The organism is Novosphingobium sp. 550D (assembly GCF_057401885.1).
Map to the genome: position 1 here is coordinate 2,560,545 of NZ_CM171613.1, position 19,992 is coordinate 2,580,536.

Consider the following 19,992-nt stretch of genomic DNA (forward strand, 5'->3'; position numbering starts at 1 on the left):
GGCGTTACAGGCCAAAGCTCCGCCCGTCCAATTCCCTCCGCGCCATCATGCCAAACAGGCTGCGGCGCAGTAGGCCGCCGATCTCGATCGACACCCGCCCGACGGGTCGCCTCTCGCGCCACAGGTGGGTGATCATCGGATGTGTGTCATCGGCGCAGCTGTCGACCCAGCCCAATCCGGGCGTCTGCAACATGGCCAGATTTTCCCGTTGCAGCAAAACGCCGGGGGAATAGGCGCTCAGGCTTTCATCATAGGCGGTCTTGAACATGAAGGCGCCGGGCTTGGTGATGAATGTGGCCAGCATGGCGATGGGCCGCCCATCCAGCGTCATGGACAGCCGTTCCAACCGCCCCCGCGCCGCCGCCCCGCGCAGGGCATCGCGCCATAATGCCTCGGTTTCGGGCAGACAGGCGAGGGCGGAACCTGCCTCCCCCTTCCACCCTGCGCGTTCCAGCGCGAGGAAATCCTCGCTCCATTGCGACAGATCATCCTCGTCCTCATGGCGGATGAATTCGACCTTGCCCAATTCACTCAATCGGTTGGCCTGACGCCTGTATTCTTTGCGCTTCTTGCCCGAAACGCTGGCTTCGAAATAGTCTTCGGGTGAAAGATCGCTTTGCAGCATCACATGGTTCTTACGCGACACAACGGCGGCATTGCGGGATTGTTCGGCCAAAACGTCGCGCAACGCATCGGCCACCGGCCCCGACAGCGGCAATTCGCCCAAATGCAGAAACAGACCAAGCCCGCCCTGCGCATCGGCCCATTCAAGCACCGCGCGCCAAAAAGCCCGCTCCAACCCGCGCGCCACCAAAGGCGCGCCAAGAAAGCCATTGGGATGTGACCAACTGGCCCAATGCGGGATGGGCCGCGTGTAATAACGGCTTTGCGCGACAATGGGCATGATCCCGGCCAGATCGCCGCCCATTTCAAAACGCAGGATTTTGACCTTGCCCTTGGGGTCCAATCCGCGCAGCGCCGGCAGGAGATACCAGCTTTCATAAAACGGATTGGGTTCGCTGGCCCACATGGCCAATGCGTCCCAGCCAAGCGTCGCCGCCATACCCTCCATTTCGCGCCAATCGAGCAATTGGACACGGCCCGACGGGATGGGCATGTCCGGGCGCGGCGCGGGGGCGAAAGGCTCAGGCGTCCGCACCGCCGGATCGACATATTCCGGAATGGTGCGCGCATGGGCGGGAACAGAAAATTGGGGCTGGCTGGCCAAAGTTACCTCTTGAGCGCGGCGGTCGGAATGCCACGCGGGTCAAAGGTTAAGGGCAAAGCCGCAAAGGAAGTATGAATAAGCAGGTGAAAATTCGCCCCCCTGTCATCGCGGCAGAGGGGCGAAGTGCATCACCCAACATGCCCCGCCAAGGCCGCCAGAAGCAGCAGCGCGACAATATTGGTGATCTTGATCATCGGATTGACCGCCGGGCCAGCGGTATCCTTGTACGGATCGCCCACCGTATCGCCGGTGACGGCGGCCTTGTGTGCGTCGGAACCCTTGCCGCCGTAATGGCCGTCTTCGATGTATTTCTTGGCATTGTCCCATGCCCCGCCGCCGCTGGTCATGGAGAGAGCAACGAACAGTCCCCCCACGATCACGCCCAGCAACAGCGCGCCAAGGGCCGCAAAGCCATTCTCCTGACCCGCGACCATCGTAATGATGAAATAGACCAATATCGGCGCCAGAACGGGCAACAGGCTGGGCACGATCATTTCCTTGATCGCCGCCTTGGTGACCAGATCGACCGTGCGGGCATAATCAGGCCGCGATGTGCCCGCCATGATGCCGGGGTTGTCGCGGAACTGTTCGCGCACATCAACCACGACATCGCCCGCCGCGCGCCCCACCGCCGTCATGCCCATCGCCCCAAACAGATAGGGCAGCAAGGCCCCCAGCAGCAGCCCGACAATGACATAGGGGTTTTCAAGGCTGAAATTGACGGTCAGCGCGGGGAAGAATTCACGCAAATCCGTCGTATAGGCCGCAAACAGCACCAGCGCGGCCAGCCCCGCCGAACCTATGGCATAACCCTTGGTCACCGCCTTGGTCGTATTGCCGACCGCGTCCAGAGCGTCGGTCCTTTCGCGCACGGATGCCTCCATATCGGCCATTTCGGCAATCCCGCCCGCATTGTCCGTCACCGGCCCATAGGCGTCGAGCGCCACCACCATGCCCGCCAGCGCCAGCATGGCCGTCGCCGCATAGGCGATGCCGATCAGCCCGGCCCATTGATGCGCCAGAATAATGCCCGCCACGATCACCAGCGTAGGCAGGGCGGTGGCTTCAAGGCTGATGGCAAGGCCTTGAATGACGTTAGTGCCGTGGCCGGTCACGGATGCCTTGGCGATGGATCTGACCGGGCGATAGGACGTGCCGGTGTAATATTCGGTGATCCAGATGATCAGGCCCGTGATAACCAGCCCCAGCAGCGAACAATGGAACAATGCGCCTCCCGTCAAACCGCTGGCGTCAATCGGCGTTCCGAAGTCCCCCACCGCGGTATGGATCGCCCAGCCAATCGCCGGGATCGAGAGCAAGGCGGTGACAAGGAACCCCTTGTACATTGCGCCCATGATATTGTTGCTGCCTCCCAATTTGACGAAATAGGTGCCGATGATCGAGGTGACGATGCAAACCCCGCCGATCAGCAGGGGCAGGCTCATCAAAGCCATCAGGTTGTCGGTGCCTTTGACCAGCAGCGCCGTCAGAACCATGGTTGCGCCCACCGTAACCACATAGGTTTCGAAAAGGTCAGCCGCCATCCCGGCACAGTCACCGACATTGTCGCCCACATTGTCGGCGATCACCGCAGGGTTGCGTGGGTCATCCTCGGGGATGCCCGCCTCGACCTTGCCGACCAGATCGGCGCCAACGTCGGCGGCCTTGGTGAAAATGCCGCCGCCAAGCCGTGCAAAAATCGACACCAGCGATGCGCCCAGAGCCAGCGCCGTAAGACCCGTCACCACCGTCCGGTCATTGGGCGCAAAACCCGCCGTCCCCGTCAAATACCAAAAGAACCCGGCAATCGCCAAAAGCGCCAGCCCCGCCACCAACATGCCCGTAATGGCCCCGGCGCGGAATGCCAGCGTCAGCCCCGCCTGAAGCCCCTGTTGAGCCGCTGCCGCCGTCCGTACGTTGGATCGTACCGATACATTCATGCCGATAAAACCGGCCGCCCCCGACAGAACCGCGCCCAGAACAAAGCCCGTCGCGGCAATCGTGCCAAGGCTGGCCGCGATGATGATCGCCGCAACGACGCCGACAATCGCAATCGTGGTATATTGCCGCTTGAGATAGGCTTGCGCCCCTTCCTGAATGGCGGCGGCAATTTCCTGCATCCGGGGCGAACCTGCGCTCGCGCCCAAAACTTGTCTGCTTGTGATGTAACCGTAAATTACGGCCAGGGCCCCCAGGCCCATGGCGATCAGCACCAGGTTCATAGCATTCCCCTCTGCTTCGGTCCTGCCGGAAAATCCGGCATTTCCCCCGGACCTGCCTTTGTTTGGTCAGACAGTGCCCATGGTCTTATAGGTATAGGACTATGAAAATTGGGTGCAAGAATGATTTGATACTGGCCGGGTGGATTGGCCCAACTTGCACTCTATTGGTGCTGATAGCCCCAATGGCCGGACGGGACTGCGCCATCGATCATGACGGGCGCATCGCCTTGCGGCACAACCACGCCAATCCGGTGCAGATGAACCGACAAAGCCAGATCGGCAGGCGCGGTCAGCAGCAATTGATAATCATCGCCCCAACGCATCGCCTCATCCCGGCGTTCGGGGGGGCAAGCGAGCGGGATTGCATTGGCGCAAAGGTCTATCGTTACCCCGCTGGCCCGTGCCATGCGCGATGCGTCGAGCAGCAATCCGTCCGAGACATCCATCATCGCCGTGACCAAAGGCGCCAGCGCCTGCCCTTCGGCAAGACGCGCCACCGGGCGGCGATAGGCAAGGCTTTCGGCTTCCGGGCGACCTGCGCGCAAAGCCTCCAGCCCGATCATGGCGCCGCCAATGGGGCCGGTCAGATACACCGCATCGCCAACCCTTGCGCCATCGCGTCCCGGCACCGGCGAACAAGTGGCGCGGCCAAGTGCGGTCAGGCCCAGAACCTGCGCCCCCGCGTGGCCCACCGTATCGCCGCCCAGCAAGGGCACGCCATATTCGGCAAGCGCCTGCGCCAGACCTTCGAGAAAGCGCGCCTCGTTGCCGTTCAGTTGATAGGAAAGCAGCACCCCGACTGGCGCGGCGCCTTTGGCCGCAAGGTCGGATATATTGGTGGCCACCAGTTTCCACGCCACATCGGCCGGATCCTGATCGGGCAGGAAATGGACCCCCGCCACCATCGTGTCATGGGTCAGGATCAGCGTTTCGCCGCCAAAGGGCAGGACGGCGCAATCATCCCGTAATCCGCGTGCGGCGGGATCGCTGGCCAGCGCGCGCAGCGCCTCGATAAAGGCCAGTTCTCCCGCCAAACGGATCAGCGTGCCGCGCGGGCAATGGCGTCCAGAACGCCGTTGACGAACTTGGCTTCGCGTTCGTCGAAAAAGGCGTGGGCGACATCGACATATTCGTTGATGACCGTCGGCCCGGCAACATCGTCACGGGCCAGCAATTCATAGGTGCCCGCGCGCAGGATCTGCACCATCGTCTTGTCCAGACGGTCCAGACGCCAGCCTTCGGCCAGCTTTTCCGAAATGCGCGCATCGATTTCTTCTCCGCGCGCCACGACGCCCTTGACCACATCGTCGAAATGGATGCGGTCGGCATCGGCAAACTGGATATCCTCGATTTCCGCGCCCAGACGGTGGCGGTGGAATTCATCCAGCAGCGTGGGCAGGGGGGTGCCCTCCATCGCATGCTGATACAGCGCCTGCACCGCGCCGAGACGGGCGACCGAGCGTGATTGGGACTTGGGAGCTTTGCTCATCAAAGAATTCCTTATATGGCCCGATTTATTGACCAAGCCGGATCGCAACAGAGCGACCATGGGCGGGCAGCCCTTCGGCATCGGCAAGGGCAACAGCGGCGGGGCCGATAGCAGCCAGAGCGGCTTCGTCAAGTTGCAGGAAGCTGGTCCGCTTCATAAAGTCCAGCACGGAAAGCCCGCTGGCAAAGCGCGCGCGGCGCCCGGTGGGCAGAACGTGATTGGGTCCGGCCACATAATCGCCAATCGCTTCAGGCGTATGGCGGCCAAGGAAGGCGCTGCCTGCGTGGCGGATATGGGCGAACATGGCGTTGGGATCGTCGATGGCGATTTCGATGTGTTCCGCCGCTAGACGGTTCGAAAGCGCGGGCGCTGCACCCATCAGATCGTCCACGACGATGACGATGCCGTATTCGTCCCATGACTGACGCGCGGTGGCCTGCGTGGCCAGAGCCTGCAATTCAACCTCGACCGCGCCGATAACCGCATCGGCAAATTCGGCGTCATCGGTGATCAGGATGGATTGCGCCACCGGGTCATGTTCGGCCTGAGACAGAAGGTCGGCGGCGATCCATCCCGGATTATTCTTGCCATCGGCCACCACCAGAATTTCCGACGGCCCGGCCACCATGTCGATGCCCACCACGCCGTAAAGCTGGCGCTTGGCCTCGGCCACATAGGCGTTGCCGGGGCCGACGATGACATCGACAGGCTTGATCCGATCCGTGCCATAGGCCAGCGCGCCGATCGCCTGCGCCCCGCCCACGCGCCAGATTTCATCGACGCCCGCCAAATGCGCGGCGGCCAGAACGAGGTTGTTGACCGATCCGCGCGGGGTGGGGGTGACGACGACCAGACGCTCAACTCCGGCAACTTTGGCCGGAATCGCGTTCATCAACAGGCTGGAGGGATAGGCTGCGCGGCCGCCGGGCACATACAGCCCCGCCGCATCGACCGGACGCCATACCGCGCCCAGACGCACGCCGGTCTCATCGACATAATCGCGATTTTCCGGCTTTTGCGCCGCGTGATAGGCTGCAATCCGCTTGGCCGCCGTTTCCAACGCATCGCGCAGCGTCGGGTCCAGCGCATCAAAGGCCGCCTTGCAATCCCGCGCGCTGATGCACCAGTCATCGGGCGTGTCCAGCGTGTGGCTGTCAAACTTTGCGGTATATTCGGCCAGAGCCACATCGCCGCGCGCGCGCACATCGGCCAGAACCGAGAGCACCACCTGCGTTACGCCCGCATCGCTTTCGCGCCGGTCGCCGACGATCTTTTCAAACGCCTCGGCAAAGCCGGGGTCTTTGGAATAAAGCTTGATCATGCCTCAACCTGCTGCGCCGCCATGGCGCGGAATTGTTCGACCAACTCGCCCACGCGCGGATCGGTTTTCAGCGCGGCGCGGTTGACGATCAAACGGGCCGAAATCTGCATGATCGTTTCCGTCTCGCGCAGACCGTTTTCTTTCAGCGTCCGCCCCGTCGACACCAGATCGACGATCCGCCCCGACAGACCCAGCATCGGCGCCAGTTCCATCGCGCCATTCAGCTTGACCACTTCGGCCTGAATGCCCTTGGCCTCATAATGCTTGCGCGTCAGATGTGGATATTTGCTGGCCACGCGAAGGTGGCTGGCCGTGGCGGTGTCGTCGGCGTCAACCGGTTCGGCGACCGACAGACGGCAATGGCCGATGTTCAGATCCACCGGCGCATACAGGTCGGGATAGGCGAATTCTTCGACCACATCCGATCCCACGATCCCGGCCTGCGCCGCGCCATGCGCCACGAAAGTCGCCACGTCAAAAGCGCGCACACGGATCAGGCGCATGTCCGATCCTTCGACCGCAAAAGACAGCGCGCGCGACTTCTTGTCATGGAACTCCGCTTCGGGCACGACACCAGCGCGCGCCATCAACGGCAGAGCTTCATCGAGGATGCGCCCCTTGGGGATCGCAAAGGTGAGCGGTTTGGACGAGAAAGACATGCGCGCCGCATTAGTTTGCATTGAAGCCCAGAGCAACCGCCATGACAACAGAGAATCCGATCATGGAAATCGTCCATGTGCGTGAGACTTTGAAAGGACTGGCGCGCCATTGCGATCAGAACGGCGCGCGGCCTTGGCGCATGGGTTAACGGGTATCGTCAAGCCTTGGCCAATACCCGCTCCAGCATTTCGGTCAGGTCATAGGGATAGATCGTTTCGGGCCAACCGGCGATCTCACCATGCGCAAACCAGCGATATTCGCGCATCACGGCCTGTTCGGTTTCGGTATGGCCAGCCGTGTCGATGACCGGATTGTCCATGCGGAGGAGGTAATAGCGGTCGTCCCCCGTCACAGGTTCACCGGCCAGCGTCACGAAATCGCTGATTACGCGGGCGACTTCGGGGCCGCAATCGGCGCGAATGCCGGTTTCTTCCCATAATTCACGCGTGGCGGCTTCGTCATAGGTTTCGCCCTCCTCGGCCTCGCCCCCCGGCGCGCACCAGAAGGGGGCGCGGTCGTCGGGGGTAAAGCGGAACAGCAGCAATTCACCCGCGCCATTGAGCAGCAATATGCGCGAGGCGCGGCGGATGCGGCGGGTGGTCATGCGCCCTCGCCGGGGGCCGAAGCCTTGATGGCCAAGGCGTGGACCCGCTGGCCCGGAATGTCGCCCAGCGCCTGATTGACCAGACGTTGGCGCATCACGCGGTTCACCCCGGCAAAGGCGGCGCTCTGAATGACAACGGTAAAATGCGATTCGCCCGATTTGTCGTCGCCCATATGACCGGCGTGATGATGCGAATCATTGATCACCTCCAACCGTTCGGGAGCAAAAGCGGCCGTAAGACGTTGTGTGATTTCCTGGGCGAGCGGGCCGGACATAAGGTTTCCTCAAAAGCTTGGTCTTTTCTCCTAGCCCATATTTCGCCAAGGGAGAAAGATGGTTCAGGATCGATTTCACGGCAGGGTAAAAGGTTCCCATCGGGCATGCGAATGGCCCGGATGCAACGAAGCAGGCGAATTCCGCGCACCGGGCGCAAAGGCTTCCGGCTTTGACGGGCCGGGCAATTTCCGGTGGTTTTGCCTTGAACATATCCGCGCCTTCAACGCCGGATATGACTATTTCGAAGGGATGAGCCCGGAGGAAATCTGGGCCGCGCAATCGCCCATCCACGGCTGGGAACAGGAAGCCCGCGCCTTTCGCCCGACGGCGGGTATCGATTCGGCCCCGCGCTGGGCCGATTTTTCCGATCCGTTGGACGCGATCAGCCAACGTGCGCGCCGCGCCAAGGAGGCGATGCGCCCGATGGCATGGCCCGACGGGCGCATGGTCAGCCTTGATGAAAAGCGCGCCCTCGACACGATGGGGCTTGGCGTCGATGCCAGTCGGCGGGAATTGCGGGTGCGCTATTCCGATCTTCTCCACCGTTATCACCCGGACCGCAACGGTGGCGACCGGCGGCACGAATCCAAGCTGCAACAGGTGGTCGAGGCCTATCAGATGCTGCGCAAATTGCCCGGCATGGCCTGACGCATTTACGCCTGCGCCAAAGCGGCCAGTTGGTCGGCGCAGGCGCCCCATCCTTGGGTAAAGCCCATGGCTTCGTGCTGATCCTTGGCCTCGGCGGTCCAATGGCGGGCGCTGGCGGTATAGCGGGTGCCATCGCCTTCGGGCGCCACTTCCCAAATGCCGATCATGAACGGTCCGGCCGGTTCCAGATCGCCATTGACCGCATCGGTCGTGACAAACCGCCGCCCTTCGTCCCATGCCAGATAGATACCGCGCAAGGGCACTTCCTCGCCATTGGGGCCGAACATGGTCATTTCGCACGCGCCGCCGGGGCGGCGGTCCTGAAGCGTCACTTCGGCCCGCCATGGGGCGGGGCACCACCATTCATTTTGGCGATTGACCAGAACGTCCCAGACCTTTTCCGGCGGGGCGGCGATAAAGCGGGTGATGGATAATTCGTGCATCATGCGTTTCCGCGTCTTGCGGCTTCAATGGCGGCGATGTCCACCTTCACCATGGTCTGCATCGCGGCAAAGACCCGTGCTCGCGCCGCCGGATCGGGATCGCCCATGCCTTCGATCAATGCGCGCGGCGTGATTTGCCAACGGATGCCCCAACGGTCGACGCACCATCCGCAGCCATCGTGCGTCCGCCATTGCTGATCAGCGCGTCCCAATAACGGTCGGTTTCCTCCTGCGTTTCGGTGCAGACCTGCATTGAAAACGCATCGGTGTGCTGCGTATGCCCGCCGCCGTTCAGGCCGATGCAGGCAAAGCCCAGCAGCGTGAATTCCACCACCAGCGCATCGCCCGCCTTGCCCCCCGGATAATCGCCGGGCGAGCGCATGACATGACCCACCGCCGTATCGGGAAAGAGCGAGGCATAGAATTGCGCCGCAGCCTCTGCGCCGCCATGCACGGCCTTGTTATACCACAGGCAAAGCGTGCCTTTGCTTTTGCCCCAGTCGCTCATGCCTTGGCTTCTTGCGCTGCGGCAATCATGGCGTGGTCGATGGCCTTGGCCTCGGCATATTTCGGCCTTTCGGCCAAACGCGCGCCATAGGCCAGAAATTCGGGCAATTCGGGCAATGTCTTGAACATCGTGCCCCACAGGACATGGCTGCCCACATAGACGTCGGCCATGGTAAATCGCGCCCCGCACACGAAATCATTGTCCCGGCAATGCGCGGCCAGCGTTTCGACCACCAGATCATAGCAGCCGTAACCGACGCTAACCTTCTGACGCTCATTGGGTTCAAACCCCATGGATTTGGCCGTGATCGCCTGTTCCAACGGCCCTGCGGCAAAGAACAGCCAGCGGTAATAGGCCGCCCGTTCCTGCGCCGTGGGGGCCAGCGTGCCATCCGCCTCGGTTTCGGCCAGATAGGCGCAGATGGCCGAGGTTTCGGCGATGGGATATTCACCCTGCGCCGTGTCATGCACCAATGTCGGCAATTTGCCCAATCCATTGGCCGCCAGCAACGCCTCCGGCTTGGGCTTTCCATATTCCACGATCACCTGTTCGTAATCGGCGCCAACCTCATGCAGCGCCCAACGAGCGATTTGGCCGCGCGACATCGGATTGGTGAAAAACGTATAGCTGGCCATCGTGCATCCTCATTGGAACATTTGCGGAACGATGTCGCAAATATCGCCCTTATCAAGCCAATTTCTGGCCCACGATGGCAAAGGGGGCCCCTTGCGGATCTATCGCATTGATAATCCTGTCGCCGCCCGGAACTTCACTGGGGCCGTGCAGCACAGTGCCGCCCGCCGCAACCACGGCGGCATGGGCCGCGTCGAAATCGGCGGCGCGGATATAGTGGTTCCACCCGCCCACCGGCACATGCGGCGGTTTTGGCATCATCGCGCCGATCACCACATCCTTGTGCGACAGGAACTGATAGGTGCCGAATTCGCCCATATCCATCGATCCGGCGGGCGCCCAGCCGAAGATTTCGGTATAAAAGCCAAGCGCTTCATCGAAATTGCCGGTGTAAAGCTCGTTCCAACCGACGCTTTGCGCATCACGCGGGGAAAAGGCGACCGAGGGGGCGCTGTCGGGGGCGGGGGTGGGGCGCATCAGATAGAAGCAAGCACCCCAAGGGTCCATGACCATGGCAAAGCTGCCCTCGGCAATGTCCATGCGGGGCATCAGGGCGCGCCCGCCGCGTTCGATCACCTGTGCCAGTGTCGCGTCCAGATCATCAACGGCGATATAGCCCACCCACATCGGGTGCGCGCCCTGTGCCAGGCTGTCGTCGGAAAGTGGCAGAATTCCGGCTACTTGCCGTCCATCCGACCTTGCGATATGACCATAAAACAGAGGTGCTTCGGCGCCCGGTGTGATGGTCCAGCCAATCGCCTTTTCATAGAAGCTTTTGGCCCCCGCGGCGTCCTTGGTCATCAATTCGTACCAGATCCATTGGCCCAAGAGCGGTTCCATGCATCTTCTCCCCAAAACAGATGCGATTCGTATCGACAGAGCGTGGCACTCTGGTTACAAAATACAACTATGAAGTTGGGAAAAGTAACCGAACCCAAAATGACCGACGGCCATGGCCGTTGGTATGGCGACGCATGCGGCGCGGCGCTGGGTATGGAACTGTTGGGTGAACGCTGGGCGGGGCTGGTTTTACGCGAACTTATGCTGGGCGCGCGGCGGTTTACCGATCTGCGCTTTGCTCTTCCGGGGATCAGCGCGAGGGTGCTGACCGAGAGGCTGACGGGGTTTGAGGCATCGGGGCTGGTTCGTAAAGAAGGCGACCGACTTTACGGTTTGACGGCATGGGGCCGTGCGGTGGAACCGATCCTGATCGGCATGTGCCGATGGGCGTTAATGTCGCCGGATCGCGATATGTCGCTGGCGCTCTCGCCGGTGTCGCTGATGTTGTCGTTAAAGGCGCTGATCGTGCCGGAAAAAGCCGGGGCGATGGATATGCGCGGCACGATCACCATCGGGCGCGAAAGCTTTACGGTGCAATTGCAGGGCGGCGCTTTGTCTATTGAGCGCGGGAACGGGCAGGGCGACTTCACGCTGACCGTTCCCAACACCGCCCCACTCAAAAGCTTTATCTATGGCAAGGCGCCGCTGGCCACATTGCCGGAAGTGGCGCTGACGGGCGATGCCTATACGGCCATGATGTTCGCCCGTTGCTTTGCCTTGCCACCACAGGTTACCTCTGGTCAGGCTGAGACGAGCGCCGCTTCCTGAACAGCCACCTTTTGCCACGCCGGTCGAGCGGTAACGCGGTCATACCATGCGGTGATAAGGGGAAAACGTTCCCGGTCCGGTGAGGCGTCGATGTACTCGATGGTCCGCAACAGGCTGGCCACCGAAATATCGCCGAGTGAAAATTCGCCTGCAAGCCAGCCTTGCTGCGGCGTCACGCTTTCCAGATAGGCCAACACGTCGTTGAATTTTGCGATAGCCGCCAGCGCAGATTCTTCATCGCCCGAAACCCCCCGCAACCGGGGCAGGACAAAACGGTTGAAGATCGCCGGGCCAATCGCGGGCACCATGATCGTGTCGGCCAATTCCTCGAACCAGACGGCGCGGCCCCTTGCGCGGGCGTCGACCGGATAGATCGGCGGGTTGGGGACCAGAGCGTCGAAATAGGTACAGATCGCGGTGGAATCACTGAGATGATAATCGCCGTCGCAAATCGCGGGGATTTTGCGAAAGGGGCTGGCTTTCAGGAAATCCTCGCATGGATCGGCAAAGCTGAAGGCGGGAGTGTCCAGTTCGATCCCTTTTTCCGCGGCCACGACCGCAACCTTGCGCACGAAGGGCGAAAACAGGGCACCATAAAGTTCCATGATAATTCCTTTCCCCAAGCGATTCTGTTTTCAGAACCCAGTAAACATATTGCAGCCGCGAGAAGCAGCGGCTAGCAGTTTCCCGCGATGACCGAGATTCAGAACATTCAGCCCGACAGCCGCTCGACCACGATCCTGAGCGCCCCCGACATCACCGTTGATGTGCGCGAGGTGTTCGGCATTGATATCGATATGAAAGTCCCCGCCTTTTCGGTGGCGGACGAACGCGTGCCCGACCGCGACGACACCTATGTGTTCGACCCGGACACCACGCTGGCGATTTTGGCGGGATTTGCCTTTAACCGCCGCGTGATGGTTCAGGGATATCACGGCACGGGCAAATCGACCCATATCGAACAGGTGGCCGCGCGTCTGAACTGGCCCTGTATCCGCATTAACCTTGACGCGCATATCAGCCGTATCGACCTGATCGGGCGTGATGCCATTGTCTTGAAGGATGGCAAGCAGGTTACCGAATTCCGCGAAGGCCTGCTGCCTTGGGCTTTGCAAACGCCGACCGCGCTGGTGTTCGACGAATATGACGCGGGCCGCCCGGACGTGATGTTCGTGATCCAGCGCGTGCTGGAAACCGAGGGCAAGCTGACCCTGCTGGACCAGAACCGCGTGATCCGCCCGTCCAAGTGGTTCCGCCTGTTTGCCACCGCCAACACGGTGGGCCTTGGCGATACGTCGGGCCTGTATCACGGCACGCAGGCGATCAATCAGGGCCAGATGGACCGCTGGAACATGGTCGTTGCGCTGAACTATCTGCCCCACGCGACTGAAACGGGCATCGTCCACAAGAAGGTGCCCGGCCTGCCCGAAAAGACGATCGCCGACATGGTGCGCGTGGCCGACCTGACCCGCGCTGGGTTTATCAACGGCGATATTTCGACCGTGATGTCGCCGCGCGCCGTCATCACATGGGCGCAGAACACCGAAATCTTCAAGGACGCCGGTTTCGCTTTCCGCCTCTCGTTCCTCAACAAGTGTGATGAAACAGAGCGCGTGCTGGTGGCCGAATATTACCAGCGCGTGTTTGGCACCGATCTGCCCGAAAGCGTGGTGGCGCGGGCTTGATGCCTGTTGCTGCATTGGCCTTCTTTCTGGCCTTTGGAGGTCAGGAAGAAGGTCCGCAGCGTTGGTGCGCGTATCGTACCTCGGCCCAAATGCAAAATGCTGCCCGAACCGGCGAGACAGCCGGGGAATGGGCGGAAATGCAGTGGCAGGGCGGGGCGTTGAGGGCTTGAGATTTGCCTCCGGCGGGCAAAGGGACTTGGCCCCTTTGAAATCCCATTTTGGGGTTGCGCTTTGGTCCCGTGGTAGTGTGATGATTTTTAAAGCCTGCGGCGCGGATAATGGGCGCCGAAGGCTTTAATTTTGGAACGTTGCGCCTTAAACCCAAGGTCTAATCGGCGCGCAGCGAAGACAGTAATGGGAGCGCGAGGGACGCGTCCCTCGCATTAATCCCTTCCTACTCCCCCGGATAAACCGCCCGGTTGAAAAACAACCCATCAGGCGGCGCATTCACCGGCAATGCCTGCCTATTACGCGCGGCCAGCGCTTCGCCCACCCGTTCCACCGGCCATTGCCCAAGGCCGACAAAAGACAGCGCCCCCACCATCGAGCGGACCTGATGGTGCAGATAGGAACGCGCGGCGGTTTCGATGATCACCTGCTCGCCTTCTCGCCGCACCGAAAGGCTGTCGAGGGTTTTGAGCGCCGAGGCCGACTGGCAATGGACCGATCGGAAAGTGGTGAAATCATGGTGTCCCACCAGCAATTGCGCCGCCTCATGCATGGCTTCGGCATCCAGAGGTTTGCCGATCAGCCACGCATGGTTCCGCCCAAAAGTCAGCGGTGCGCGGCGGTTGACTATGCGATAGATATAGCTGCGCCCGATGCAGGAAAATCGTGCGTGCCAATCGTCGGCCACCACTTGGCAATCCAGCACCGCGATGGGGTTGGGGCGCAGATGATAATTCATTGCCTCCATCAGGCGAAACGGGGCGATGTCCTTTTGGATATCGGCATGGGCGCGCATGAACAGCGCATGGACCCCCGCATCGGTTCGCCCGGCGGCATACATCAGCGCTTCTTCGCCGGTGACGCGCTGGATCGCTTCTTCGACGGCTTGCTGGACCGAAGGGCCGTGGGTCTGGCGTTGCAGGCCCATGAAGGGCGTACCGTCAAATTCCAGCGTAAAGGCAAAGCGCGTCATGCCAGCACGGTCCCTGCGGCAATCGGTCGACCGCGAAGCAGATCGCCTACGGGCATGGCGGGCTTTCCGGCGCGCTGAATGGAGGTGACGCGGATTGCGCTGCTGCCGCAGGCGATGGTTAGGGCATCGTCCAGTGTCACGCCGGGCTGGCCAGCGCCATCGGACAATTCGGCTGACAACACCTTATACCGCTCACCCTCCAGCTCAAAAAAAGCACCCGGCGCGGGCATGAAGGCGCGGATCTGGCGCAGGACTTGCGCGGCATCAGCGCTGAAATCCAGCCGCGCTTCGGCTTTGTCGATTTTGTGGGCATAGGTGATGCCATCGTCGCTCTGGGCCTTCGCTGGATAGGCGTCGAGATCGGCAAGAACCTGAACGATCAGACTCGCCCCCATTTCGGCCAATTCCAGTGTCAATTCGCCGGTGGTCTTGTCCGCAATCGGCGTACGCCCTTCAAGGCGAACCGGGCCGGTGTCCAGTCCCGCCTCCATCTGCATGATGCCGACGCCTGTTTCCGCGTCTCCGGCCAGAATGGCGCGCTGTACCGGCGCCGCGCCGCGCCACCGGGGCAGGAGCGAGCCATGCAGGTTAATGCAACCATGGCGCGGCGCGGCCAGAACCGCACGCGGCAGGATCAGGCCATAGGCGGCCACAACCGCGACATCGGCGTTCAAGGCGGCGAAATCGGCCTGTTCCTGCGCACCCTTCAACGACACCGGATGACGGACCTCAATGCCCAATTCCTGCGCCCGCTTATGCACAGGGCTGGGCGTCAATTCGCGGCCACGGCGGCCACCGGGGCGCGGCGGCTGAGTATAGGCGGCCACCACGTCATGGCCCGCGGCCACCAAAGCATCCAGCGCCGGAACGGCGAATTCGGGCGTGCCCATATAGATGATGCGCATAAGTCACTTTCCGGCTCTTTGCCTTTGCTCCGCGCCGCCCTATCTGGACCGGCATGGCATCGCAAGAGATCGAACAACTGGCGCAGGTATTGGCGCGTATTCCGGGGCTGGGCCCGCGCAGCGCGCGGCGGGCGGTGCTGTGGTTGATCAAACGCCGGGATACGGCGCTGGGCCAATTGCGTGATGCGTTGGAGGTGTTGCAGGACCGGCTGGTCGAATGCACCACCTGCGGCAATGTCGATACGACCAACCCTTGCGCCATTTGCGCCGATCCGCGCCGGGATGCGCGCTCGATCTGCGTGGTGGAGGATGTGGCCGATCTGTGGGCGCTGGACCGGGCGCGGCTGTTTACCGGGCGCTATCATGTGTTGGGCGGGCGTTTGTCGGCGCTGGATGGCGTGCGTCCAGAGGATCTGTCGATCGCGCCCCTGATTGACCGCGTGGCGGCGGGCGGTGTGGACGAGGTCGTTCTGGCCATGAATGCCACGCTGGAGGGGCAGACAACCGCGCATTACATCGCCGAAAGGCTGGAGGGTATGCCGGTCCGCGTTACCCAATTGGCGCATGGCTTGCCGGTCGGGGGTGAACTGGATTACCTTGACGAAGGCACTTTGGCGCAGGCCTTGCGGGCAAGGCGTCCGGTTTAGTCCCGGTCGATGACAGAAATCGGACGGACCGCCTTGCGCCGGGGGCGGGGTGAGACTATCTGCGGCCTATGGCTATTCGACCGATCCTGGAAGCGCCCGATGCGCGCCTGAAGCAGATTTCTGCCCCTGTCACCGTGTTTGATGATGAGCTCAAGACGCTTGTCGCGGACATGTTTGAAACGATGTATGACGCGCCGGGCATTGGCCTTGCCGCCATTCAGGTGGGCGTGCCGCTGCGCGTGGTGGTGGTCGATCTTCAGCCTGAAGACCCCGATGCCGAACCCGAAGTCTGCACATCGCACGGCGGGCATGAACATACGCATCAGCCGGTGAAGCGTGAACCGCATGTGTTCATCAACCCGGAAATCCTTGATCCGTCGGAAGATTTTTCGGTCTATCAGGAAGGCTGCCTGTCGGTCCCCGACATTTACGCCGAGGTGGAACGCCCCGCGACCTGCCGCCTGCGCTGGCAGGATCTGGACGGGACCGTGCATGAGGAAGCGATGGAGGGCCTGATGGCCACCTGCATCCAGCACGAGATCGACCATCTCGAAGGCATCCTGTTTATCGACCATCTTTCGCGTCTGAAGCGCAACATGGCGCTCAAGAAGCTAGAAAAGGCGCGCAAGCTGGCTTGATTTTCCACAGTTGGAAAATGAGAGGTGGGTTGTGTTGCCCCTCTGTTCTGTTAGAATCTCGGGGCTGTCCAGTTGGCACTGGTGGCGCATGGTATAGTGCCATGCTCTTTGCTTACCCCCGATCTGAGCATATTTTTTCGTTGATCTTGCTGCCCTCGATAAATGCAACGCTGCCGAGCATAGCGAAGGATTCGACACAATAGCCAAGCGACGGTGAGCTGAGAAAGCGCCAGACACATGAAAGGATAGGCATGAAATATGGCCTCTATTCCATGTGTCTTCAAAATGACGGTTGGCATTGGTTGCTTATCGCGACCTGTGGCATTGTTGTTGCTTGTTCTCAGGATGGATTTGCCACCGAGGAACTCGCTTTGAGGGATCTGTATAGGTTCCTCTAGCATGAAGACACAGGCTCCGTAGGCTAGACGCCTGCGGAGTTTGTGACGGGAGAGTGAACCGTGGAATCTGCCGTTTTTGTGTTTGTCGCCTTGCTTGCGGGGCTGGGGTTGGGCTGGTTTTTTGGCCGCCGCCCTTTGGCCGATTTGCAGGTAAGGGTTTCCGAGCGCGAAAAAGCGTTTGCGGAACTGGATGAACGGTTCCGCCGTGCGATTACCGACCTTGCCGCGGCCAGTGAACGGGCTGCGCGGGCGGATACCTTGGCGCATGATCTGGACCGCGCGCGGGCCGATATGCTTCGGGCGCAGGGCGATCTGGCAACTTTGCGCGCGCAGGCAGAGCATTTTGAAGAGCAGAAGCGCCTTCTGCTCGAATCGCAGGATCAGTTGCGGCGGGAATTTGAGGTTGCCGGTGCGCGCGTTCTGGAAAAGGCGCAGGAAGCTTTCCTGTCTCGTGCCGAGGCGCGATTTACCCAGAGCGAGGAAAAACAAGCGGAGCGGATCAGTACCGTTCTGGCCCCGGTCGGCGCCCGGTTGAAGGCCTATGAGGAACAGGTTGCGGCTTTGGAACAGGGCCGCGTCGATGCCTTTGGCCAGTTAACCGGCCTGATCCAGTCGATCCGCGATGGTCAGGAAAAGGTGCGCGAAGAAGCTGCGCGTCTTGGCAATGCGCTGACCAATGCTCCCAAGGCGCGTGGGCGCTGGGGTGAACAGGCGCTGCGTAACGTATTGGAACAATGCGGTCTTTCCGAACATACCGATTTCGTCACCGAACATTCGATCGACACCGAGGAAGGGCGGTTGCGTCCCGACGCTATCGTTTCGATACCGGGGCAAAAGAAACTGGTGATCGACGCCAAGGTCTCGCTCAACGCCTATCAGGAGGCGTTTGAGGCCAGTGATGACGTGGCGCGCGACATTGCTCTGGCCCGCCATGTGGCCAGCATGCGGGGCCATGTGCAAACGCTGGCGACCAAGTCCTATCAGAGCCAGTTTGCCGAAGCGCCCGATTATGTCGTGATGTTTGTGCCGGGCGAACACTTTGTGGCCGCCGCGATGGAGAAAGATCCTGAGCTTTGGGATTTCGCGTTCCGTAACAAGGTCCTGCTGGCGACACCTACGAATTTAGTTGCGATTGCACGCACGGTGGCAATGGTGTGGAAACAGGATATGCTGGCGCAGGAAGCCCGCGAGATCGGCCGTCTTGGCGGCGAATTGTATGATCGACTGGCGGTTGCGGGCGATCACCTAAAGCGCGTTGGCGGCGGATTGACCAGTGCCGTGGACAATTACAACAAGTTCGTCGGTAGCTTTGAACGCAATGTGATGGCCAGTGGCCGCCGCCTGCGCGACAAGGGGATCGAAATCGGCAAGCGCGAGATCGAAGATGTCGTGTTGGTCGAAAGTCAGCCGCGCCATGGCGATGTGGTCGAACCTTCGGCGCTGCCTTGGCCAGACGGTGAATGATCGGATGACAAGGTGGGGGCCAGCGCTGGGGTTTGTATTGACGTTGATCCCGGTGTCGGCTTTTGCCGGGCTTCCCTCTGCGGTTCATGTCGATGGCCGATTGGCACCGCGCGATGAATGCGCCTCGATTCCCGGCTTCATTATTTTTCGCAGTGAGATTGTACGATCGGTTCGTGATCGTGATATCAAAGGCTTAATCCGCTTTGTTGATCCCGATGTTAAACTCGATTTTGGAGGAGGCAGCGGTAACGCTGAACTGGCGCGTCGGTTAAGGTCGCGTGATGGCGCCGGTCTATGGCGGGCGCTCGATCAAGTCCTGAAACTTGGGTGCAGGCGACACCGGGGCGTTGCGACGATGCCTTGGTATTTCTCCAAAAGCTTTGCGCTTGATGACCCGGCGGCGGGACAATTGATCATGGGGCGGGACGTGCCGCTCTATGCCGGGCCGTCGGGCGCGCAGGAAATGGCCCGGATCGATTGGGCGATGAGCGAATTGGTTGGCCCGTGGGAACCGCGTCGTCAGCGTCAGAAAGTGTCGGTTCTCGGCCATGGCAAGCTTCAGGGCTATGTCGCCACCAAAAGCCTGCGTTCCGTCACCGATTATCGCATCATGGCCGAACGTATAAAGGGCCGCTGGGTCATCACGGCCTTTGTTTCTGGCGATTAGGCGTCAAGCGTCGCAAGGACTTCATAGGCCAGAACGGCGCCCGCGACGGCGGCGTTGAGCGAGTCGGCGCGGCCCTTCATCGGCATCGTCACGCGCAGGTCACAGGCCATTTCATATTCTTCTGGCAACCCGCGCGATTCGTTGCCCACCATGATGAAACACGGCCCCGCATAGGGCGCGCCGCGATAGGGCACCGCTTCGCGCAGGCTGGCCGCCACCAATTGGCCTTCACCGCCGCGCAGCCAGGGGAGAAACTCTTCCCAACGCGCCACGGCCAGTTTTTCGGTAAAGATGGCGCCCATGCTGGCGCGGACGGCCTCGACGCTGAACGGATCGACGCAATCGTCGAGGAGAATCAATCCACCGGCACCCACCGCATCGGCGGTACGCAGCATCGTGCCCAGATTGCCCGGATCGCGCATCGCCTGCGCCACTAGCCAGATTGGCGCGCTATGGCGGTCAATGATGTTCAGCGAGGTATCGAATTCGCGGAACACGCCGCAGACCGCCTGCGGGTTATCCTTGCCGGTGATCTTGGAAAGAATGTCCTCGCTGGTTTCGATCACATCGCCGCCCGCATCCAGCACGGCCAGTTCAAGCGCATCAAGCAGCGGGTGCGGATCACGCCCTTCTGCCATAACCAAAGTTTCCGGCAAGCGCCCGCTTTCCCGCGCATCGGTCAGCAGGCGCAAACCTTCGGCCAGAAAACGGCCCTCACGCTTGCGCAACTTTTTTTCCCGCAGCGAACGCAGGAATTTGACCGTGGGATTGGAAAAGCCGGTGATGTTGCGGCGCATGTCAGAGGCA

23 protein-coding genes are annotated in these 19,992 nt (G+C 61.3%); 7 read left to right on the forward strand and 16 right to left on the reverse strand.

The genetic code is table 11. The features are described 5' to 3' along the window. Positions 1-4: 4 nt before the first annotated feature. The 8 genes from AC2S2E_RS12095 to AC2S2E_RS12130 all read right to left on the reverse strand — a co-directional run bounded on the left by AC2S2E_RS12095 (position 5) and on the right by AC2S2E_RS12130 (position 7,799). The gene (locus tag AC2S2E_RS12095; protein WP_486522508.1) at positions 5-1,228 is read right to left on the reverse strand and encodes a GNAT family N-acetyltransferase; all 1,224 of its coding nucleotides are present in this window, start codon (positions 1,226-1,228) and stop codon (positions 5-7) included. A gap of 128 nt (positions 1,229-1,356) precedes the next feature. Further along, on the reverse strand, positions 1,357-3,450 hold the full coding sequence (locus AC2S2E_RS12100) for a sodium-translocating pyrophosphatase (RefSeq protein WP_486522509.1): 2,094 nt from the start codon (positions 3,448-3,450) through the stop codon (positions 1,357-1,359). 161 nt (positions 3,451-3,611) lie between these two features. Continuing rightward, the gene (gene thiL, locus AC2S2E_RS12105; protein WP_486522510.1) at positions 3,612-4,484 is read right to left on the reverse strand and encodes a thiamine-phosphate kinase; all 873 of its coding nucleotides are present in this window, start codon (positions 4,482-4,484) and stop codon (positions 3,612-3,614) included. Between the two features lie 5 nt (positions 4,485-4,489). Next, the gene (nusB, locus tag AC2S2E_RS12110) at positions 4,490-4,939 is read right to left on the reverse strand and encodes a transcription antitermination factor NusB (protein ID WP_476103912.1); all 450 of its coding nucleotides are present in this window, start codon (positions 4,937-4,939) and stop codon (positions 4,490-4,492) included. Between the two features lie 25 nt (positions 4,940-4,964). After that, a complete protein-coding gene (gene hisD, locus AC2S2E_RS12115) occupies positions 4,965-6,260 on the reverse strand; it encodes a histidinol dehydrogenase (RefSeq protein WP_486522511.1) in 1,296 nt (431 codons plus the stop codon). Further along, positions 6,257-6,919, reverse strand: a complete 663-nt coding sequence (gene hisG, locus AC2S2E_RS12120; protein ID WP_476103908.1) for an ATP phosphoribosyltransferase — start codon at positions 6,917-6,919, stop codon at positions 6,257-6,259. Before hisG ends, hisD begins: the two co-directional genes overlap by 4 nt. A gap of 158 nt (positions 6,920-7,077) precedes the next feature. Beyond that, on the reverse strand, positions 7,078-7,524 hold the full coding sequence (locus tag AC2S2E_RS12125) for an NUDIX hydrolase (protein ID WP_486522512.1): 447 nt from the start codon (positions 7,522-7,524) through the stop codon (positions 7,078-7,080). Continuing rightward, entirely contained in the window at positions 7,521-7,799 is a 279-nt protein-coding gene (locus AC2S2E_RS12130; RefSeq protein WP_476103904.1) for a BolA family protein, read from the reverse strand. Before AC2S2E_RS12130 ends, AC2S2E_RS12125 begins: the two co-directional genes overlap by 4 nt. A 58-nt stretch (positions 7,800-7,857) precedes the next feature. On the opposite strand from AC2S2E_RS12130, the gene AC2S2E_RS12135 reads away from it, so the two are divergent. Beyond that, a complete protein-coding gene (locus tag AC2S2E_RS12135) occupies positions 7,858-8,448 on the forward strand; it encodes a J domain-containing protein (protein ID WP_476103902.1) in 591 nt (196 codons plus the stop codon). A gap of 5 nt (positions 8,449-8,453) precedes the next feature. On the opposite strand, the gene AC2S2E_RS12140 is transcribed toward AC2S2E_RS12135, so the two are convergent. The 4 genes from AC2S2E_RS12140 to AC2S2E_RS12155 all read right to left on the reverse strand — a co-directional run bounded on the left by AC2S2E_RS12140 (position 8,454) and on the right by AC2S2E_RS12155 (position 10,872). Continuing rightward, the gene (locus tag AC2S2E_RS12140) at positions 8,454-8,891 is read right to left on the reverse strand and encodes an SRPBCC domain-containing protein (RefSeq protein ID WP_476104191.1); all 438 of its coding nucleotides are present in this window, start codon (positions 8,889-8,891) and stop codon (positions 8,454-8,456) included. Between the two features lie 115 nt (positions 8,892-9,006). Then, entirely contained in the window at positions 9,007-9,399 is a 393-nt protein-coding gene (locus AC2S2E_RS12145) for a VOC family protein (RefSeq protein ID WP_486522513.1), read from the reverse strand. After that, the gene (locus tag AC2S2E_RS12150) at positions 9,396-10,034 is read right to left on the reverse strand and encodes a glutathione S-transferase family protein (protein WP_486522514.1); all 639 of its coding nucleotides are present in this window, start codon (positions 10,032-10,034) and stop codon (positions 9,396-9,398) included. Before AC2S2E_RS12150 ends, AC2S2E_RS12145 begins: the two co-directional genes overlap by 4 nt. A gap of 52 nt (positions 10,035-10,086) precedes the next feature. Further along, positions 10,087-10,872, reverse strand: a complete 786-nt coding sequence (locus AC2S2E_RS12155) for a VOC family protein (RefSeq protein ID WP_486522515.1) — start codon at positions 10,870-10,872, stop codon at positions 10,087-10,089. A gap of 99 nt (positions 10,873-10,971) precedes the next feature. Between AC2S2E_RS12155 and AC2S2E_RS12160 the strand changes: the two genes are divergently transcribed. Beyond that, positions 10,972-11,640 (forward strand): winged helix-turn-helix transcriptional regulator, encoded by a 669-nt coding sequence (locus tag AC2S2E_RS12160; RefSeq protein ID WP_486522516.1) that lies wholly within the window; start codon positions 10,972-10,974, stop codon positions 11,638-11,640. Here the strand turns inward: AC2S2E_RS12160 and AC2S2E_RS12165 are convergent. Further along, the gene (locus AC2S2E_RS12165; RefSeq protein ID WP_486522517.1) at positions 11,613-12,245 is read right to left on the reverse strand and encodes a glutathione S-transferase family protein; all 633 of its coding nucleotides are present in this window, start codon (positions 12,243-12,245) and stop codon (positions 11,613-11,615) included. The genes AC2S2E_RS12160 and AC2S2E_RS12165 overlap by 28 nt on opposite strands. 87 nt (positions 12,246-12,332) lie before the next feature. Between AC2S2E_RS12165 and cobS the strand changes: the two genes are divergently transcribed. After that, complete coding sequence (gene cobS / locus AC2S2E_RS12170) at positions 12,333-13,325, forward strand: cobaltochelatase subunit CobS (RefSeq protein ID WP_476103888.1); 993 nt, start codon at positions 12,333-12,335, stop codon at positions 13,323-13,325. Positions 13,326-13,719: 394 nt separating this feature from the next. Here cobS and truA read toward each other — a convergent pair whose 3' ends face one another. Both truA and fmt read right to left on the reverse strand, forming a co-directional pair. Beyond that, positions 13,720-14,466 carry a tRNA pseudouridine(38-40) synthase TruA gene (truA, locus tag AC2S2E_RS12175; RefSeq protein ID WP_476103884.1) on the reverse strand — a complete coding sequence of 249 codons (747 nt, stop codon included), beginning with the start codon at positions 14,464-14,466 and terminating at the stop codon, positions 13,720-13,722. Continuing rightward, positions 14,463-15,371, reverse strand: a complete 909-nt coding sequence (gene fmt / locus AC2S2E_RS12180; RefSeq protein WP_486522518.1) for a methionyl-tRNA formyltransferase — start codon at positions 15,369-15,371, stop codon at positions 14,463-14,465. Before fmt ends, truA begins: the two co-directional genes overlap by 4 nt. 53 nt (positions 15,372-15,424) lie before the next feature. On the opposite strand from fmt, the gene recR reads away from it, so the two are divergent. The 4 genes from recR (at position 15,425) to AC2S2E_RS12200 (ending at position 19,185) form a co-directional block, all read left to right on the forward strand. After that, the gene (gene recR, locus AC2S2E_RS12185) at positions 15,425-16,018 is read left to right on the forward strand and encodes a recombination mediator RecR (RefSeq protein WP_476103880.1); all 594 of its coding nucleotides are present in this window, start codon (positions 15,425-15,427) and stop codon (positions 16,016-16,018) included. Between the two features lie 68 nt (positions 16,019-16,086). Further along, positions 16,087-16,656, forward strand: a complete 570-nt coding sequence (locus AC2S2E_RS12190) for a peptide deformylase (RefSeq protein WP_476103878.1) — start codon at positions 16,087-16,089, stop codon at positions 16,654-16,656. 458 nt (positions 16,657-17,114) lie between these two features. Next, entirely contained in the window at positions 17,115-18,518 is a 1,404-nt protein-coding gene (locus AC2S2E_RS12195; RefSeq protein WP_486522519.1) for a DNA recombination protein RmuC, read from the forward strand. Positions 18,519-18,873: 355 nt separating this feature from the next. Next, positions 18,874-19,185, forward strand: a complete 312-nt coding sequence (locus AC2S2E_RS12200) for a hypothetical protein (RefSeq protein ID WP_486522520.1) — start codon at positions 18,874-18,876, stop codon at positions 19,183-19,185. Here AC2S2E_RS12200 and AC2S2E_RS12205 read toward each other — a convergent pair. Next, positions 19,182-19,982 (reverse strand): TrmH family RNA methyltransferase, encoded by an 801-nt coding sequence (locus AC2S2E_RS12205; RefSeq protein ID WP_486522521.1) that lies wholly within the window; start codon positions 19,980-19,982, stop codon positions 19,182-19,184. The two genes, AC2S2E_RS12200 and AC2S2E_RS12205, sit on opposite strands and share 4 nt — an antisense overlap. Positions 19,983-19,992: the final 10 nt, after the last annotated feature.

Bases quoted from the DNA above. Each gene is read 5' to 3' on its own strand.
- cobS (WP_476103888.1), top strand. From the start codon at position 12,333: ATGACCGAGATTCAGAACATTCAGCCCGACAGCCGCTCGACCACGATC.
- AC2S2E_RS12205 (WP_486522521.1), bottom strand. From the start codon at position 19,982: ATGCGCCGCAACATCACCGGCTTTTCCAATCCCACGGTCAAATTCCTG.
- AC2S2E_RS12145 (WP_486522513.1), bottom strand. From the start codon at position 9,399: ATGAGCGACTGGGGCAAAAGCAAAGGCACGCTTTGCCTGTGGTATAAC.
- AC2S2E_RS12130 (WP_476103904.1), bottom strand. From the start codon at position 7,799: ATGTCCGGCCCGCTCGCCCAGGAAATCACACAACGTCTTACGGCCGCT.
- AC2S2E_RS12125 (WP_486522512.1), bottom strand. From the start codon at position 7,524: ATGACCACCCGCCGCATCCGCCGCGCCTCGCGCATATTGCTGCTCAAT.
- AC2S2E_RS12190 (WP_476103878.1), top strand. From the start codon at position 16,087: ATGGCTATTCGACCGATCCTGGAAGCGCCCGATGCGCGCCTGAAGCAG.
- AC2S2E_RS12100 (WP_486522509.1), bottom strand. From the start codon at position 3,450: ATGAACCTGGTGCTGATCGCCATGGGCCTGGGGGCCCTGGCCGTAATT.
- truA (WP_476103884.1), bottom strand. From the start codon at position 14,466: ATGACGCGCTTTGCCTTTACGCTGGAATTTGACGGTACGCCCTTCATG.
- hisD (WP_486522511.1), bottom strand. From the start codon at position 6,260: ATGATCAAGCTTTATTCCAAAGACCCCGGCTTTGCCGAGGCGTTTGAA.
- AC2S2E_RS12155 (WP_486522515.1), bottom strand. From the start codon at position 10,872: ATGGAACCGCTCTTGGGCCAATGGATCTGGTACGAATTGATGACCAAG.
- recR (WP_476103880.1), top strand. From the start codon at position 15,425: ATGGCATCGCAAGAGATCGAACAACTGGCGCAGGTATTGGCGCGTATT.
- AC2S2E_RS12165 (WP_486522517.1), bottom strand. From the start codon at position 12,245: ATGGAACTTTATGGTGCCCTGTTTTCGCCCTTCGTGCGCAAGGTTGCG.
- hisG (WP_476103908.1), bottom strand. From the start codon at position 6,919: ATGTCTTTCTCGTCCAAACCGCTCACCTTTGCGATCCCCAAGGGGCGC.
- AC2S2E_RS12160 (WP_486522516.1), top strand. From the start codon at position 10,972: ATGACCGACGGCCATGGCCGTTGGTATGGCGACGCATGCGGCGCGGCG.
- AC2S2E_RS12140 (WP_476104191.1), bottom strand. From the start codon at position 8,891: ATGCACGAATTATCCATCACCCGCTTTATCGCCGCCCCGCCGGAAAAG.
- AC2S2E_RS12200 (WP_486522520.1), top strand. From the start codon at position 18,874: ATGCCTTGGTATTTCTCCAAAAGCTTTGCGCTTGATGACCCGGCGGCG.
- nusB (WP_476103912.1), bottom strand. From the start codon at position 4,939: ATGAGCAAAGCTCCCAAGTCCCAATCACGCTCGGTCGCCCGTCTCGGC.
- AC2S2E_RS12150 (WP_486522514.1), bottom strand. From the start codon at position 10,034: ATGGCCAGCTATACGTTTTTCACCAATCCGATGTCGCGCGGCCAAATC.
- fmt (WP_486522518.1), bottom strand. From the start codon at position 15,371: ATGCGCATCATCTATATGGGCACGCCCGAATTCGCCGTTCCGGCGCTG.
- AC2S2E_RS12135 (WP_476103902.1), top strand. From the start codon at position 7,858: ATGGTTCAGGATCGATTTCACGGCAGGGTAAAAGGTTCCCATCGGGCA.